14 protein-coding genes, 2 pseudogenes and 1 riboswitch are annotated in these 13,907 nt (G+C 74.0%); of the genes and pseudogenes, 7 read left to right on the plus strand and 9 right to left on the minus strand.

Annotated features, from left to right (window positions below):
* The 3 genes and pseudogenes from menD to ACWJ6R_RS16710 form a co-directional block, all read right to left on the minus strand.
* Positions 1-664, minus strand: a pseudogene (gene menD / locus ACWJ6R_RS16700) (2-succinyl-5-enolpyruvyl-6-hydroxy-3-cyclohexene-1-carboxylic-acid synthase); the annotation flags it as partial.
* Positions 661-1,614 carry an o-succinylbenzoate synthase gene (locus ACWJ6R_RS16705; protein ID WP_449063109.1) on the minus strand — a complete coding sequence of 318 codons (954 nt, stop codon included), beginning with the start codon at positions 1,612-1,614 and terminating at the stop codon, positions 661-663. The pseudogene menD and the gene ACWJ6R_RS16705, both read right to left, overlap by 4 nt.
* Positions 1,614-1,844 carry a hypothetical protein gene (locus ACWJ6R_RS16710; protein ID WP_449063099.1) on the minus strand — a complete coding sequence of 77 codons (231 nt, stop codon included), beginning with the start codon at positions 1,842-1,844 and terminating at the stop codon, positions 1,614-1,616. Before ACWJ6R_RS16710 ends, ACWJ6R_RS16705 begins: the two co-directional genes overlap by 1 nt.
* 216 nt (positions 1,845-2,060) lie before the next feature.
* Here ACWJ6R_RS16710 and ACWJ6R_RS16715 point away from each other — a divergent pair, with 216 nt between their 5' ends.
* The 4 genes from ACWJ6R_RS16715 (at position 2,061) to ACWJ6R_RS16730 (ending at position 5,300) form a co-directional block, all read left to right on the plus strand.
* Positions 2,061-3,251 (plus strand): AMP-binding protein, encoded by a 1,191-nt coding sequence (locus ACWJ6R_RS16715; RefSeq protein WP_449063100.1) that lies wholly within the window; start codon positions 2,061-2,063, stop codon positions 3,249-3,251.
* 49 nt (positions 3,252-3,300) lie between these two features.
* Positions 3,301-3,672 carry a hypothetical protein gene (locus tag ACWJ6R_RS16720; protein ID WP_449063101.1) on the plus strand — a complete coding sequence of 124 codons (372 nt, stop codon included), beginning with the start codon at positions 3,301-3,303 and terminating at the stop codon, positions 3,670-3,672.
* A 216-nt stretch (positions 3,673-3,888) separates the two neighbouring features.
* Positions 3,889-5,208: a sigma-70 family RNA polymerase sigma factor gene (locus ACWJ6R_RS16725; RefSeq protein ID WP_449063102.1), complete on the plus strand. Its 1,320-nt coding sequence runs from the start codon at positions 3,889-3,891 to the stop codon at positions 5,206-5,208.
* Positions 5,136-5,300 (plus strand): sigma factor-like helix-turn-helix DNA-binding protein, encoded by a 165-nt coding sequence (locus tag ACWJ6R_RS16730; RefSeq protein WP_449063103.1) that lies wholly within the window; start codon positions 5,136-5,138, stop codon positions 5,298-5,300. Before ACWJ6R_RS16725 ends, ACWJ6R_RS16730 begins: the two co-directional genes overlap by 73 nt.
* An 84-nt stretch (positions 5,301-5,384) precedes the next feature.
* Here the strand turns inward: ACWJ6R_RS16730 and ACWJ6R_RS16735 are convergent, their stop codons facing one another.
* Positions 5,385-5,780, minus strand: coding sequence for a hypothetical protein (locus tag ACWJ6R_RS16735; protein ID WP_449063104.1), 396 nt, complete (start codon positions 5,778-5,780; stop codon positions 5,385-5,387).
* A 185-nt stretch (positions 5,781-5,965) separates the two neighbouring features.
* Here ACWJ6R_RS16735 and ACWJ6R_RS16740 point away from each other — a divergent pair, with 185 nt between their 5' ends.
* Positions 5,966-6,640, plus strand: a complete 675-nt coding sequence (locus tag ACWJ6R_RS16740; protein ID WP_449063105.1) for a TetR/AcrR family transcriptional regulator C-terminal domain-containing protein — start codon at positions 5,966-5,968, stop codon at positions 6,638-6,640.
* A gap of 320 nt (positions 6,641-6,960) precedes the next feature.
* A complete protein-coding gene (locus ACWJ6R_RS16745; RefSeq protein WP_068900681.1) occupies positions 6,961-7,152 on the plus strand; it encodes a DUF5999 family protein in 192 nt (63 codons plus the stop codon).
* A 69-nt stretch (positions 7,153-7,221) separates the two neighbouring features.
* On the opposite strand, the gene ACWJ6R_RS16750 is transcribed toward ACWJ6R_RS16745, so the two are convergent.
* The gene (locus tag ACWJ6R_RS16750; protein WP_449063106.1) at positions 7,222-7,824 is read right to left on the minus strand and encodes an alpha/beta hydrolase family protein; all 603 of its coding nucleotides are present in this window, start codon (positions 7,822-7,824) and stop codon (positions 7,222-7,224) included.
* 81 nt (positions 7,825-7,905) lie between these two features.
* Here ACWJ6R_RS16750 and ACWJ6R_RS16755 point away from each other — a divergent pair, with 81 nt between their 5' ends.
* On the plus strand, positions 7,906-8,472 hold the full coding sequence (locus ACWJ6R_RS16755) for a hypothetical protein (protein WP_449063107.1): 567 nt from the start codon (positions 7,906-7,908) through the stop codon (positions 8,470-8,472).
* Here the strand turns inward: ACWJ6R_RS16755 and ACWJ6R_RS16760 are convergent.
* From ACWJ6R_RS16760 to ACWJ6R_RS16775, 4 genes and pseudogenes are all read right to left on the minus strand, one after another.
* The gene (locus ACWJ6R_RS16760; RefSeq protein WP_449063108.1) at positions 8,403-9,185 is read right to left on the minus strand and encodes a hypothetical protein; all 783 of its coding nucleotides are present in this window, start codon (positions 9,183-9,185) and stop codon (positions 8,403-8,405) included. The two genes, ACWJ6R_RS16755 and ACWJ6R_RS16760, sit on opposite strands and share 70 nt — an antisense overlap.
* A gap of 113 nt (positions 9,186-9,298) precedes the next feature.
* Positions 9,299-12,096: pseudogene (gene gcvP, locus ACWJ6R_RS16765) on the minus strand (aminomethyl-transferring glycine dehydrogenase).
* Between the two features lie 220 nt (positions 12,097-12,316).
* A riboswitch (glycine riboswitch) is annotated at positions 12,317-12,409 on the minus strand.
* Positions 12,410-12,424: 15 nt separating this feature from the next.
* Positions 12,425-13,045 (minus strand): MerR family transcriptional regulator, encoded by a 621-nt coding sequence (locus tag ACWJ6R_RS16770; protein WP_068900674.1) that lies wholly within the window; start codon positions 13,043-13,045, stop codon positions 12,425-12,427.
* 144 nt (positions 13,046-13,189) lie between these two features.
* Complete coding sequence (locus tag ACWJ6R_RS16775) at positions 13,190-13,669, minus strand: bifunctional nuclease family protein (RefSeq protein WP_153054485.1); 480 nt, start codon at positions 13,667-13,669, stop codon at positions 13,190-13,192.
* Positions 13,670-13,907 lie beyond the last annotated feature (238 nt).

Here is a 13,907-nt window from a genome sequence, read left to right on the forward strand (position 1 = left end):
TCGCCGACCACCAGCACGCCCCTGCGGGTCTGCGGCAGGTGCAGCGCCACGGCCGGGGCGCCACCCGCGCGCGGACCCAGGGCCCGTCCGCGCCGCCGTCCAGGGGCTCGCACCAGGAGGTGTCGCCGTCGGGGACCAGCGGCTCCCTGAAGGCCACGTTGAGGTGGACCGGACCGGGGTCGGCGGGGCCGAGCGAGCGCTGGTAGGCACGGCAGGCCAGGGAGCGCCAGTAGGCGACCTGGCCGGGCCGCTCCTCGGGGACGCCGACCTCGGCGAACCAGCGGACCGCCGTGCCGTACAGCTTGAGCTGGTCCGCCGTCTGGCTGGCCCCGGTGTCGCGCAGTTCGGGCGGGCGGTCGGCGGTGAGCACCAGCAGCGGCACCCCCGACTGGTGCGCCTCCATGACCGCCGGGTGGAAATTGGCCGCCGCCGTGCCCGAGGTGCAGACCAGGGCCACCGGGCGTTCCCCGCGCCGGGCCAGGCCCAGGGCCAGGAAGGAGGCCGACCGCTCGTCGACGCGCACGTGCAGCCGGACCCGGCTGTCGGCGTGCACGGCCAGAGCGAGCGGCGCGGAGCGCGAACCGGGCGCGATCACCACGTCGGTGAGGCCGCAGCGCACCAGCTCGTCGACCAGGACGGTCGCGAGCGCGGTCGCGGGGTTCACCGTGCCTCCTTCAGGCGCCGCACCCAGGCGGGCGACTCGATCTCGTAGCGGGACAGGGCCCCGGGGTCCGCCTCGGGGCGCCGCACCGGGAGCGCCCCGTCGACCGGGGCGAGCGGATCGGCCACCACGTCTCCCTCCAGCAGGGACAGCGTGCCCAGCCCGCAGGCGTAGGGCAGGTCGGGCAGGGCGGCGGCGAGCGCCACCCCGGCGGCCAGGCCGACGGAGGTCTCCACCGCGCTGGACACCACGGCGGGCAGCCCGCACGCCTCCACCACCCGCAGCGCGGCCGCCACCCCGCCGAGCGGCTGCACCTTCACCACCGCGATGTCGGCCGCCTCCGCCGCCCTGACCTTCAGCGGGTCCTCCGCGCGCCGGATCGACTCGTCGGCCGCGACCGGCACCTCGGTCCTCCTGCGGACCCGGGCCAGCTCGTCCAGGGTCGCGCAGGGCTGCTCGGCGTACTCCAGGCCGAAGCGGCGGTCGAGCTCGGTGATCCGGACCACCGCCTCATCGACGTCCCAGGCGCCGTTGGCGTCCACCCGGATGCGGCCCGCCGGGCCGAGCGCGTCGCGTACGGCCTCGACCCTGGCCAGATCGTCGGCGAAGGACTGGCCTCGCTCGGCGACCTTCACCTTGACCGTGCCGCAGCGGGCCCGCCGTACCATCGCGTGGGCCTGCCCGGGGTCGACGGCGGGCACGATGGCGTTGACCGGGATCCGGTCGCGCAGCGGCGCGGGCCAGCCGGTGAAGGCCGCCTCCTCGGCGCAGGCGCGCCAGCGGGCGCACTCGGCCGGGCCGTACTCGGGGAAGGGGGAGAACTCCCCCCACCCGGCCGGGCCCCTCAGCAGCACGCCCTCGCGGACGGTCTGCCCCCGGAAGCGGGTCCGCATCGGGATCCGGAACACCCGCAGCTCCGCCGTCTCCGGTGTCCCGGAGCCTCTGGCGCCCATCACGGGCGACGCGGAAACGCGCCGGATCCGGGCACCCGCTCCTCGGAGGCGCCGCGGTCCCGCCGGGCCCGCCCGCGTCTGCCGGCCAGGCCCTGCCGCAGGGCGGTTCGCGCACCGGGCCGGAAGGCGCCGCGGCGTTCCGGCCGGTCGACCGCGGTCTTCGCGATCTCCTCGGCGGCCTCGCGGACGACGTCCTCGTGGTCACCCGACCGCTTCCAGCCGACCGTCACGATCGTTTCGCCCCTTCCCCTGCGCCGGCCCCTGGGTCGTCGTCCGGCTCATCGGCATTAACCTTACCGAAGGTCCGCAAAGAGCCTCAGCCTCCAGGCCGAGGACGGATGCGGCCTCCGTCAGGGGACGGCCCGCCGCCGGGCGGGACATCCCGATCATGGTAACGGTCGGTGGAATCCCATCGTCCACTCCTCTGGATCATGGATCTCCAGCTGATGCGTTCGAATCCGAAGCGGGCAGGCGGCCGGGAGCTGCACGCCGTGACGATGCGCCCGGGGCCCGCGCTGTTCCACGCGGTCGCCGCGGCGCTCGACGACCGCGGTTCCGCGGGCCCCGCGATCCTTCCCCTGGCCCCGGACCTGCCCGGACCCGCGCTGCGGGCGACGCTGGAGGCCCTGCGCCCGGCCCGGCTGGACGGCGTACGGCAGGCCGGAGGAGAGCCCGTCCCCCCGGAGGTGGCCGTCGTGATCGCCACCAGCGGCACCACCGGCGCCCCGAAGGGCGTGCAGCTGTCCTCCGCCGCGCTGCGCGCCTCGGCCTCGGCCTCACTGGAGCGGCTGGGCGCCCGGCCCGGCGAGCGGTGGCTCTGCTGCCTGCCGCCCTCGCACGTCTCCGGCCTGCAGGTGCTGGTCAGGTCCCTGCTGGGCGGAACCGAGCCGGTCGTCCACGAGGGCTTCTCCCCGGAGGCGGTGCTCGGCGCCGGGGCCGAGCACGTCTCGCTGGTCCCGACCCAGCTGCGCCGCCTCCTGGCCGTCTCGGCCGACCTTTCGGCGTTCCGGACGATCCTGCTCGGCGGGGCGGCGGCTCCCCCGGGGCTGCTGGACGAGGCCCGGGCGGCCGGCGCCCGGGTCGTCACCACCTACGGCATGAGCGAGACCTGCGGCGGCTGCGTCTACGACGGCCGCCCTCTCGACGGTGTGGAGCTGCGGATCGGCGGCGGCGCCCGGGACGGCCGGATCCGCATCGCCGGGCCGGTCCTCTTCTCCGGCTACCGGCTCCGGCCCGACCTGACCGCCGCGGCCCGCGACGGCGACTGGTTCGTCACCTCCGATCTCGGCACGCTGGAGGGCGGTCGGCTGCGAGTGCTGGGCCGGGCCGACGACGTGATCAACACCGGCGGCGAGAAGGTCGTCGCGGCGGCCGTGGCGGCCGCCGTGGCCGAGCACCCGGCGGTCGACGACGCCGCCGTGGTCGGCCGCCCGGACCCCGAGTGGGGCGAGCGGGTGGTCGCCGTCGTGGTCTCCCCCGCTCCCCCGCCGCTGGCCGAGCTCCGGGCCTTCGTCAAGGAGCGGCTGCCCGCCTACGCGGCCCCGGCCGAGCTGGTCGTCCTGCCCGAGCTGCCGCTCCTCGCCAACGGCAAGCCGGATCTCGCCGCGCTCCGCCGCGGGCTGCCACGGGAACCGTGAGGGCCTCTCGGACGTCGAAGAGATGACGCGAGCAGGAAGGACGAGCCCGATGAAGCCAACCCGCAAGACGTGGGTCTCCGCCGGAGTCGTCGCCGTGATCCTCACCGGCGGCGCGTCCGTCGCGGCGGCCGCCTCCGCGGGCGGGATCGGGCGGGCGGGTGAGCCCGTGCCCGCGATCGAGCCGAACGCGCCGGTCCCCGCGGGGTCGGCCCCGCCCTCCGTCCCGGTCCCGCCGTCCCCGCCGGAGCAGGCCGCTCCGGCGGAGGACTTCGTGGTCTCCAAGGAGGTCGATCCCGAGCCCGAGGAGGTCGCGCGCTACTGGACCGAGCACCGGATGGAAGGGGCCCTGCCGATGCCGATGCCGACGGTCGAAGGCCCGATCGAGGGCCGGATCGAAGGCCCGGCCGGCTCGACCGAGTAGCCGCTTCCGGGCAGGCGCAACACATCTCCGATGGGATGGTCCGGTTGAAACCGGCCCATCCCATCATATTTTCCCCGTCAAGTCGGGAACAGAAAGGTCTCCGATGGGGTTATTGGTACTGGTGCGCTGAGCGGCTCCCCCCGGCCGCCCCACCCCGCAACGTGTCAGCACCCACAACCTGCAAACAGACGACTCCGTAACGGAGGAGGTGTCCTCATGCCCCAAACCGCCGCCGCGACCTCGACCGAGGCCCCGACGACCCTCGAACAGCTCCTTGACCGAGGGCGAGTTCAGGGTCACCTTTCTCTCGCGGAGCTGCGTCACGCCTTCGCCGACGCGGGCATCAGCCCGGCCGAGGGCCGGACGATCCTGCGCGAGCTCACCGAGGCCGGCGTGAGCCTGGCCGCCGAGGACGAGCCCACGCTCGCCGCGGCCACCAAGAAGGCCGCGGCCAAGACCGCCGCCCGCAAGTCCGCCACCCGCACGACCGCGGCCCGGGCGGCCTCCCCGCGCACCGCGAAGGCCGCCGGAGCGAAGACCGCCGGTGCGAAGACCGCGGCGGCTCCGCAGGACGCCCCCTCGGACCAGGCCGCGCCGGGACCGGATGAGGAGCCGGAGAACCTCGAGGCGAAGCTGGCGGAGGAGGGCTGGACCGCCCCCGACGAGGCCGAGCTCGAGGCCGAGGTGGAGCAAGCGGCGGACCTGGACGACCAGTCGTCGGTCATGGGCGATTCGGTGCACACCTACCTCAAGTCGATCGGCCGCCGCACGCTGCTCACCGCCGCCCAGGAGGTCGAGCTGGCCAAGAGGATCGAGGCCGGCCTGTACGCCGAGGCCAAGCTGGAGTCCGAGCCGGGGCTGCCCGCCGACATCCGCGACGACCTGGAGTGGGTCGCCGAGGACGGCCGCCGCGCCAAGGACCACATGCTGGAGGCCAACCTCCGGCTCGTCGTCTCCGTCGCCAAGAAGTACACCGACCGCGGCATGGCCCTGCTCGACGTGGTTCAGGAGGGCAACCTCGGCCTGATCCGCGCGGTGGAGAAGTTCGACTACACCAAGGGCTACAAGTTCTCCACCTACGCCATGTGGTGGATCAGGCAGGCCATCCAGCGCGGCTTCGCCGACTCCGCCCGCACCATCCGCCTGCCCGTGCACGTGCTGGAGATGCTGTCCAAGCTCTCCCGCGTCGAGCGCGACATGCACCAGCGGCTGGGCCGCGAGCCCACGCCCGAGGAGCTGGCGGTCGAGCTGGACCGGACCCCCGACCAGATCGAGGAGCTGCTGCGCACCAGCCGCCAGCCGCTCAGCCTCAACGCCACCATCGGCGAGGACGGCGAGACCACCATCGGCGACCTCATCGAGGACGTCGACTCCCCGGAGGCCTCGAGGTGGTGGACCGCCAGCTGCTGGGCGAGCAGCTGCGCGGCGTGCTCGGCAACCTCTCCCCCAGGGAGGCCCGGATCATGGCCCTGCGCTTCGGCCTGGTCGACGGCAAGCCCCACACCCTCGACGAGATCGGCAAGCACCTCGGCCTGACCCGGGAGCGCATCCGCCAGCTGGAGAAGGAGTCCCTGTCCAAGCTGCGCCACCCGAGCAACACCCGTCCGCTGCTCGACTGGGCCAGCTGAGCCCCTGCGACGCGCCGAGCCCCGGTACGGCCTGCCGTACCGGGGCTCGCGCGGTTCTCAGCGCCCGGACCCGGGCGCGCGGATCTAGTGCGCGGCGCCCGCGCGGTTGGCGGTGCCGACGGGGAGCACGTCGCGCGGCATGTCGACGAGGCGGTTGCGCTCACGCAGCGTGCGCAGGCGCTCGACCTCGGTGGTCCACTCGGCGCCCTTGGGGGTCGCCCTGCCCTTGCGGCGGCGGAGCCGGTCGTCGTAGGACCTGACCCCGAAGGCCACCCGCTGGTTGGCCTCGGCGGCGCGCAGCGCCTCGGTCAGGGCCTTGTCCAGGACCAGGGCGGCGGCCCGCCGCTCGGCGGAGGAGGCGGTGGCGGCCTGCACCTCGCGCAGCGCGGCCTCGGCCAGGCGGGCCTTGCGCAGAAGCTCGGGGAAGCTCTTCCCGACCTCCTGGTCAGCGTGGTAGCGAACCTCCGCCTCCCGGCTCACTCGCGGTCGGAAAAACGCCATCTTCTGCCCTCTCTCACCTGACTGCCCGGCTGCTGACAGCGGTAGCCTACGCCGTCCGCCGCAGGCCCACGCACTCAGGGGAGGCGGCATGCCGAGGCTCGCCAGCCGCGCCGGTACAGGCGATTTCCTTTACACAGTAAGGCAGATGATGGCAGAATGACCCCATGCCTGCCAAGCGACCACCGATCCCCCTGTCCAGGGAGCGCATCATCGAGGCGGCCCTGCACATCGCCGACAGCCAGGGGCTGCGGCGGCTGACCATGCGGCGGCTGGGCGACGCGCTCCAGGTGGAGGCGATGGCCATCTACCATCACCTGCCCCGCGGCAAGGACGCGCTGATGGATGCCCTGGCCGAGCACGTCACCACCGTCCACGTCGAGCCGGGCGGCGACTGGCGGGAGACCGCGCGCGAGTGGTGCCGGGCGAGCCGCGCCGCGCTGCGCGAACACCCCGGAGTGCTGGCCCTCGCCCTGACCAAGCCCCCCAAGGGCCAGGCCGCCATCGCCGTGCGGGAGCAGACCGAGCAGCTGGCCGAGGCGGGGCTGCCGGACGCGTCCGAGGCCGTGCGGGCGCTGCGCGCCTACGTCTTCGGCGCGGTGGCGGTGGAGGTGCAGCGATCCGGCTGGGCCGAGCCCGCCGGCCCGGAGGACGACGCCGAGCCGTGGCTGCCCCCCCTCCCAGGGCGGGGGCGACGCGGCGGCCGACGCGGATTTCGAGCGGGGACTCGACGCCCTGCTGACCGGCCTGGCCCGCGGCTGACCCGCCCCGGACCGGTGCGGGCGGCGGCCACCGGCGCGGCGCCGGCCGGATCTCCAATTCGCAACCGATCGTTTACATAATCTCCGGCGTGTCGCACTTGGCCAGTTATCGGACGATGCGGCACGCTGTGTCATAGGTCACACCCCCGGACGAGGCCAAAGGGCCACTTCCAATGGTCCTCAAACGGTCCTAACTGACTATGTCGCACGGGTGTGACCCGTCGCACACTTGAGCTGTTCAGTGTGCGCGCCTCACCCCGTTCGAGGCGCGCGCCGTCATATGTCAACCGCAAACGCTCGCCCCTCGTCATACGTGGGAACGGGGTCCCATCGGTGACGGTGCCCGCCGATCGCCGATGTCGATCCCAGCGAGCCGACACGAGAGATCTGGAGGCACGCCGATGTGCCCGCACGAGCCGTCCTGCCCGTCCGCCGATGGGCCGGGCCGCGAGGCCGCCCGCACCGTGGTCGCCCACCCCGAGCAGGGGTGGAGCCTTCTCTGCAACGGCGTGGTGCTGTTCGAGGACACCGGCGAGCTGCTGCCCGACGGTGCCGTCATCGAGCCGCACCGCCCCCTGGCCGGCGTCTCCTGAGCATCCGCGTCACCCCCGGGGGGCGGGCCACGCTCTACTCGATCAGCGCCGGGTCCGCGCTCTACTCGATCAGCGCCGGGTCCGCGCTCTGGCCTCGAGCCACCCGGCCACGGCCTCGCCCACCCGGGCGGGGTCCTTCTTCAGGTCGTGTCCCTCCCCCGGCAGCACCACCAGGCGCGCGGCGTCCTCCGCCTCGGGCACGCCGAAGGGGTCCCGGTCCCCGCTGACCGCCAGCACGTCCACACCCGCCGCGCGCAGCTCCGGCGCACGGGAGCGCTCAGGCTTGCCCGGCGGGTGCAGCGGGAAGGCCAGGGCGACGACCGCCTCCGCCCCCACCGCGCGGGCCGTACGGCAGGCGACCCTGGCCCCGTTGCTCCGCCCGCCCTGCACCAGCGGCAGCCCCGGATGGCGCCCGCGGATCTCCGCCATCGCCGCCGCCCACGCCTCGTCCTGCTTGACCGCCGAGCCCGGCGCCCGCGCGCCGCGCAGCCGGAACGGCTGCGTGACCCGGGCGACCAGGCCGCCGATCCCCAGCACGGCGTCCCGTACGGCCAGCAGGTCCGGCGCGTCCACTCCCCCGGCCGAACCGTGGGTCAGCACCAGCAGGAACCGGGGGTCCGGCACCCGGTCGATCTCGGCCCGCGCCGGGCCGTGCGGCGTCACGATCTCCATGGCGGAACGCTACCGGCCCCGCCGGCGGATCTCGTCCTCATGACCGATGCCGTGCCCTCGCGCAGGGTGCAGACTGGGGAGGTGCAGGAAAACCACGACATCCGCCAGGACATGCGCGCCACCCTCGACGCCCGGCGCGACCTGGGTCCCGAGTACGAGGCGGCGCTCGTCGAGTCGTTCGTCGAACGGCTCGACGCGACCATCGCCGCCCGCGTGCGGGCCGAGGTCCACGCCACCGGCCCCGCGCCGTACGGACCGGCCCCCAAGAAGCAGCGCAGGGGCGGCGATTCGTCGGTCACCGTCGCGCTGGGCTCTCTGGGCATCGGCATCCCGCTGACCGCCATCGCCTCGACCGAGGCCGGGTCCGCCGGCCTGCTGCTCGCCTGGGGCGGCATCATCGCGGTCAACCTCGCCCACGCGCTGGCAACTGGCGCCGCCGCGACCACCGCGACTACTGATCCGGCCGCCTTCCCCCTGCGGAGCCGTGCCGTCGCCGCGGGCGCGGCCCCACGGGGGATGGAGTCACGCCGGGCCGACCGTCCTGACCGGCCGGCGGAGCCCTCACGGGCCGCCGGCGCTCACAGGTCGCGGTCGCGGCGCAGCCGCACCTGGGCGGCCAGCCGCCCGTCGGCGTGGCCGAGACCGTAGTCCCACACCCGCTCGGCGTCCTCGTCGCGGCCCCGCAGCGGGAGCGTCCGGGCCAGGAGCTCGATGGCCAGCGCGCTCGTCTCCACGTCGCCGCCCTCCTCCACCGCTCCCTCGAACTCCGCGCACGCCAGTTCCAGGTGCGCCACGCCGAGCAGCACCCGCAGCCGCGGCGGATCCGCCACCTCCGGCACCGCCAGCGCCTCCAGGAGCACGTCGGCCGCCTCCCCCGGCTCCCTCTCCTCCAGGAGGAACTCCGCCAGCCGCTGGGCCGCCCGGGAGGCGATCTCCGGGTCCCCGGTGGCCAGGGCGGCCCGCAGGGCCTCCTCCGCCTCCCGCTCGTCGGCGGCCAGCCGGGCCAGGGCCATGTGCGCCAGCGGCACGTAGCCGGGATTTCCGACGCCCAGGGCGGCCTGCCAGGCCGCGCGGGCCTGATCGGTCAGGCCCGCGCTCTCGAAGCTCTCGGCGAGCAGACAGGCCGCCTGCGCGGCGAACTCCGGATGCCCCGTCGCCAGCGCGGTGCGCGCGGCGGCACGGGCCCCCGGTACGTCCCCCCGCTCCTGGAGCACCACGGCCAGCCCCACCGCCGCCTGGGCCCGGTCGGGCCCGTCGGCGTCGGCCGCCAGCTCCGCGAAGATCGCGGCGGCGCCGTCCAGGTCGCCGTCCTCGGCCAGCCTGCGCGCGACCTCCAGGGGGTGTGTGTCGACGTCCGGCATTCAAGATCCTCCCCGGGTAAGGAACGGCCCCGAGCCTAACGACTCGGGGCCGTCCGCGTCTTCGCATACGCGGTGATCCGTGCGGTCCCGCGGGGGACCGCACGGCGGGCGGGTCAGTCCTCGTAGGCCTCCAGCGGCGGGCAGGAGCAGACGAGGTTGCGGTCGCCGTAGGCCTGGTCGATGCGGCGCACCGGCGACCAGTACTTGCCCTCGCGCAGCGAGGGCACCGGGTAGGCGGCCTCGGTGCGGGTGTAGGCGTGGGACCACTCGTCGGCGGCGACGCAGTCGGCGGTGTGCGGCGCGTTGCGCAGCGGGTTGTCGGTCCGGTCGTAGGCGCCCGAGGCGACCTTCCCGATCTCCTCCCGGATCGCGATCATCGCGTCGCAGAACCGGTCGAGCTCGGCCAGGTCCTCGCTCTCGGTCGGCTCGATCATCAGCGTCCCGGCCACCGGGAAGGACATGGTCGGCGCGTGGAAGCCGTAGTCGACCAGGCGCTTGGCCACGTCGTCGACGGTGACGCCGGTCTCCTTGGTGATCTGGCGCAGGTCGACGATGCACTCGTGGGCGACCAGCCCGCCCCGGCCGGTGTACAGGACCGGATAGTGCGGGGCCAGCCGGCGGGCCAGGTAGTTGGCCGACAGGATGGCCTGCTCGGTCGCGGCCTTGAGGCCCTCGCCGCCCATCATCCGGATGTAGGCCCAGGAGATCGGCAGGATGCCGGCCGAGCCGTACGGCGCGGCGGAGACCGGGCCGACCGCCGAACCCTCGCGCAGCGGGTGGCCGGGCAGGTACTCGGCGAGGTGGGCGCGGACCGCGACCGGGCCGACGCCGGGACCGCCGCCGCCGTGCGGGATGCAGAAGGTCTTGTGCAGGTTCAGGTGGGACACGTCGGCCCCGAACTCGCCGGGCTTGGCCAGGCCGACCAGGGCGTTGAGGTTGGCGCCGTCGACGTAGACCTGGCCGCCGGCCTGGTGGACCAGCTCGCAGACCCGGGTGATGCCCTCCTCGTACACGCCGTGCGTGGACGGGTAGGTGACCATGATCGCGGCGAGCCGGTCGCGGTGCGCCTCGATCTTGGCCTCCAGATCGCCGAGGTCGACGTTGCCGTCGTCGTCGCAGGCCACCACGACCACCTTCATGCCCGCCATGACGGCGCTGGCGGCGTTGGTGCCGTGCGCCGAGGACGGGATGAGGCAGACCTCGCGCCCGGCCTCGCCCCGGGCCCGGTGGTAGGCGCGGATGGCCAGCAGCCCGGCGAACTCGCCCTGGGAGCCGGCGTTGGGCTGGATCGACACGGCGTCGTAGCCGGTGACCTCGGCCAGCCAGCGCTCCAGCTCCCTGATCAGCTCCAGGTAGCCCTCGGCCTGGTCTGAGGGGGCGTACGGGTGCAGGCCGGCGAACTCCGGCCAGGTGATCGGCTCCATCTCGGTGGTCGCGTTGAGCTTCATGGTGCACGAGCCCAGCGGGATCATCGACCGGTCGAGGGCGATGTCCTTGTCCTGGAGCCGGCGCAGGTAGCGCAGGAGCGCGGTCTCGGAGCGGTGGGCGTGGAAGACCGGATGGGTGAGGTAGTCACCGGTGCGCAGCAGTTCGGCGGGGAGCGCGTCGTGCGCGGCGGCGTCCAGGTCGGCCAGGACCGCGCCGCTGACCTCGAAGGCGGCCAGGACCTGCTCCAGGTGGAGCGGCTCGGTCCTCTCGTCGCAGCTGACGCCCACGTGGTCGGCGTCGACCAGGCGGAGGTTGACCCCGTTGTCGCGGGCGGTCGCGACGACCCGCTCGGCACGGCCCGGCACCCGGGCCAGCACGGTGTCGAAGAAGACGTCGTGCACGATCTCCACGCCGCCCAGGCGCAGGCCCTCGGCGAGCACGACGGCGTGCCGGTGCACGCGCCGGGCGATCCGGCGCAGGCCGTCGGGGCCGTGGTGGACGGCGTACATGCCGGCGATCACGGCCAGCAGCACCTGCGCGGTGCAGATGTTGCTGGTGGCCTTCTCCCGGCGGATGTGCTGCTCGCGGGTCTGCAGCGCGAGCCGGTAGGCGGGGTGCCCGTCGGCGTCCACCGAGACGCCGACCAGCCGGCCGGGCATCTGCCGCTGCAGGCCCTCGCGGACCGCCATGTAGGCCGCGTGCGGGCCGCCGAAGCCGAGCGGGACGCCGAACCGCTGGGAGGAGCCGATCGCGATGTCCGCGCCGAGCTCGCCGGGCGGGGTGAGCACCGTCAGGGCCAGCAGGTCGGCGGCGGCCACGACCTGGGCGCCGCGGGCGCGGGCGCCTCGGCGACCGCGCGGAAGTCGCGGACCCGGCCGCTCGCGCCGGGGTACTGCACCAGGACGCCGAAGCACTCGGGGAGCTGTCCGGACAGGTCGCTCTCGACCAGCTCGATGCCGAGCGGCTCGGCGCGGGTGCGCAGCACGGCCTTGGTCTGCGGCAGCGCGTCGGCGTCGACCACGAACACGTCCGACTTCGCCCGGCCGGCGCGGCGGGCCAGGGTCATCGCCTCGGCGGCGGCGGTGGCCTCGTCCAGCAGGGAGGCGCCGGCGATCTCGAGCCCGGTGAGGTCGGAGACGACGGTCTGGAAGTTGAGCAGGGCCTCCAGCCGGCCCTGGGAGATCTCTGGCTGGTAGGGCGTGTACGCGGTGTACCAGCCGGGGTTCTCCAGCAGGTTGCGGCGGATGACCGCGGGGGTGACCGTGTCGTGGTAGCCCAGGCCGATCATCGAGGTGAGCACGGTGTTGCGGGCGGCCAGCGCGCGCAGCTCCCCGATCGCCTCGGTCTCGCTCGCCGCCGCGGGCAGCTCGAGCCGGTCGGCCGACCGGATCGCCTCGGGCACGGCCACCGCGGTCAGGTCGGCGACGGAGGCGAATCCGACCGCCTCCAGCATGCGGGTCTGGTCGGTGTCGTCGGGCCCGATGTGGCGGGTGGCGAACGGCGGGGGGGGCGAGCTCGCTGAGGGGTGACAGGTCGGTCATGGAAAGCCTCCCGAGGCGGTGGAGACCGGCGCTGGGCGCGGGCGTACGGGGCCGGATCTCCCCCTCTGTCATCTCGACCTGAGAGCTTCACCTGCCCCTGGCGGGGAGGCTTTCACCGTCGGTGAGACGCGCCTGGCGGACGCACCTGCTTTCCAGAGTCGCCTCGTCCGTGCGGTACAGGGTGCCTGAGAGATTCCGGGGAGGTTGCTCCTTCGGCGCCCCGATCATGGTCGGGGTCTCTCCCGCACAGGGTCGTCAGCGGGACCAACTTTACCCCGTGCGCCGAGCCTGCCGACGGCGGGCCAGCTCATCGCCGGGGTGATCGCCTAAAGGGCCTTCGTCGCTCTCCGCGCGCTCGCCGGGAAGCTCCGCCAGGGAGCCCTCCACCTCCTGCCAGACCCGGCCCAGCGCGATGCCGAACACGCCCTGGCCGCCCTGGAGCAGGTCGATGACCTCGTCGGGCGAGGTGCACTCGTAGACGCTGGCCCCGTCGCTCATCAGGGTGATCTGGGCCAGGTCGCCGGCCCCGCGGGAGCGCAGGTGGTGCACGGCGATCCGGATCTGCTGCAGGGAGACGCCCGTGTCGAGCAGGCGTTTGACGACCTTGAGCACCAGGATGTCGCGGAAGCCGTACAGCCGCTGGGTACCGGAGCCGTGCGCGGCTCTGACGGTGGGCTCGACCAGGCCGGTGCGCGCCCAGTAGTCCAGCTGCCGGTAGGTGATCCCGGCAGCGGTGCAGGCCGTGGGGCCTCGATAGCCGACGTCGGCGGGCGGGCTCACCGGTCGCCCGTCGAACAGCAGGCCTTCTTCTCCGGCGCGCTGGCGCGCCGACCGGCGCCGCCCCGGATCATCCTGGCCGGCCGCCTTTCCTTCGCCGCTGCTGACCGCCACTGCGGACCTCCGGCTTTCTCTCATCCCATGGCCTGATCTGGGGGTTTGTACACGGCCACAGGTTCACTCGCACCGTAAGACTGGGATCTGCCTCAGTCAACGACCCCACTCGGCGCGTCGTGAAGCGTAAATGCACCGAAATTCCTACCCCGCACGGCCGAAGTCCTCCGGCGAGATCTGGTCAAGGAACTCCCTGAACTTCTCCACCTCGTCCTCCTGCCCCTCCTGGTCCTCGGGAATGATCACCCCGGCCTCCCTGACCACGTCCTCGCTGGCGAAGATGCGGGCGCCGGTGCGCAGGGCCAGGGCGATGGAGTCCGACGGCCGGGCGCTCACCTCGGCCCCGTTGGAGAACACCAGGTCCGCGAAGAAGATCCCCTCCCGGAGCGCGACGATGTTCACCGTGGTCAGCCGGACGCCGAGCGCGTCGATGACGTCACGGAACAGATCGTGCGTGAGCGGCCGGGGCGGCGGCTCCTCGGCCTGCGCCATGGCGATCGCGGTCGCCTCGGTCATCCCGATCCAGATCGGCAGGTAGCGCTCCCCGTGTGCCTCCTTCAGCAGGACGATCGGCTGGTTGGAGGGCATCTCGACCCGGACGCCCACGACCTCCATCTGCAACACGGGCTGCTCCGTTTTCGCTGGGTTCAACCGTTTCATTCAACGTAACACCCGCGGGGGCGCGGGCGCCCGGTCAGGCCCTCACCGGCCCAGGACCCCACGAACACCGGAACGCAGCAGCGAGGCGTGCAATTCCAGCAGCAGGCCGGAGATCTCCCTGGCGGTCTCGTCGGCCCGGTCGATCGCGCCGGGCGCGCGGCGGCGCAGCAGCGGCGCGACGGCCTGCTCCACGAGCCCGGCC

The sequence above is a fragment of the Planomonospora algeriensis genome (genome assembly GCF_977012225.1).

Bases quoted from the DNA above. Each gene is read 5' to 3' on its own strand.
- ACWJ6R_RS16705 (WP_449063109.1), bottom strand. From the start codon at position 1,614: ATGGGCGCCAGAGGCTCCGGGACACCGGAGACGGCGGAGCTGCGGGTG.
- ACWJ6R_RS16715 (WP_449063100.1), top strand. From the start codon at position 2,061: ATGCGTTCGAATCCGAAGCGGGCAGGCGGCCGGGAGCTGCACGCCGTG.
- ACWJ6R_RS16720 (WP_449063101.1), top strand. From the start codon at position 3,301: ATGAAGCCAACCCGCAAGACGTGGGTCTCCGCCGGAGTCGTCGCCGTG.
- ACWJ6R_RS16725 (WP_449063102.1), top strand. From the start codon at position 3,889: ATGCCCCAAACCGCCGCCGCGACCTCGACCGAGGCCCCGACGACCCTC.
- ACWJ6R_RS16730 (WP_449063103.1), top strand. From the start codon at position 5,136: ATGGCCCTGCGCTTCGGCCTGGTCGACGGCAAGCCCCACACCCTCGAC.
- ACWJ6R_RS16740 (WP_449063105.1), top strand. From the start codon at position 5,966: ATGCCTGCCAAGCGACCACCGATCCCCCTGTCCAGGGAGCGCATCATC.
- ACWJ6R_RS16745 (WP_068900681.1), top strand. From the start codon at position 6,961: ATGTGCCCGCACGAGCCGTCCTGCCCGTCCGCCGATGGGCCGGGCCGC.
- ACWJ6R_RS16750 (WP_449063106.1), bottom strand. From the start codon at position 7,824: ATGGAGATCGTGACGCCGCACGGCCCGGCGCGGGCCGAGATCGACCGG.
- ACWJ6R_RS16760 (WP_449063108.1), bottom strand. From the start codon at position 9,185: ATGCCGGACGTCGACACACACCCCCTGGAGGTCGCGCGCAGGCTGGCC.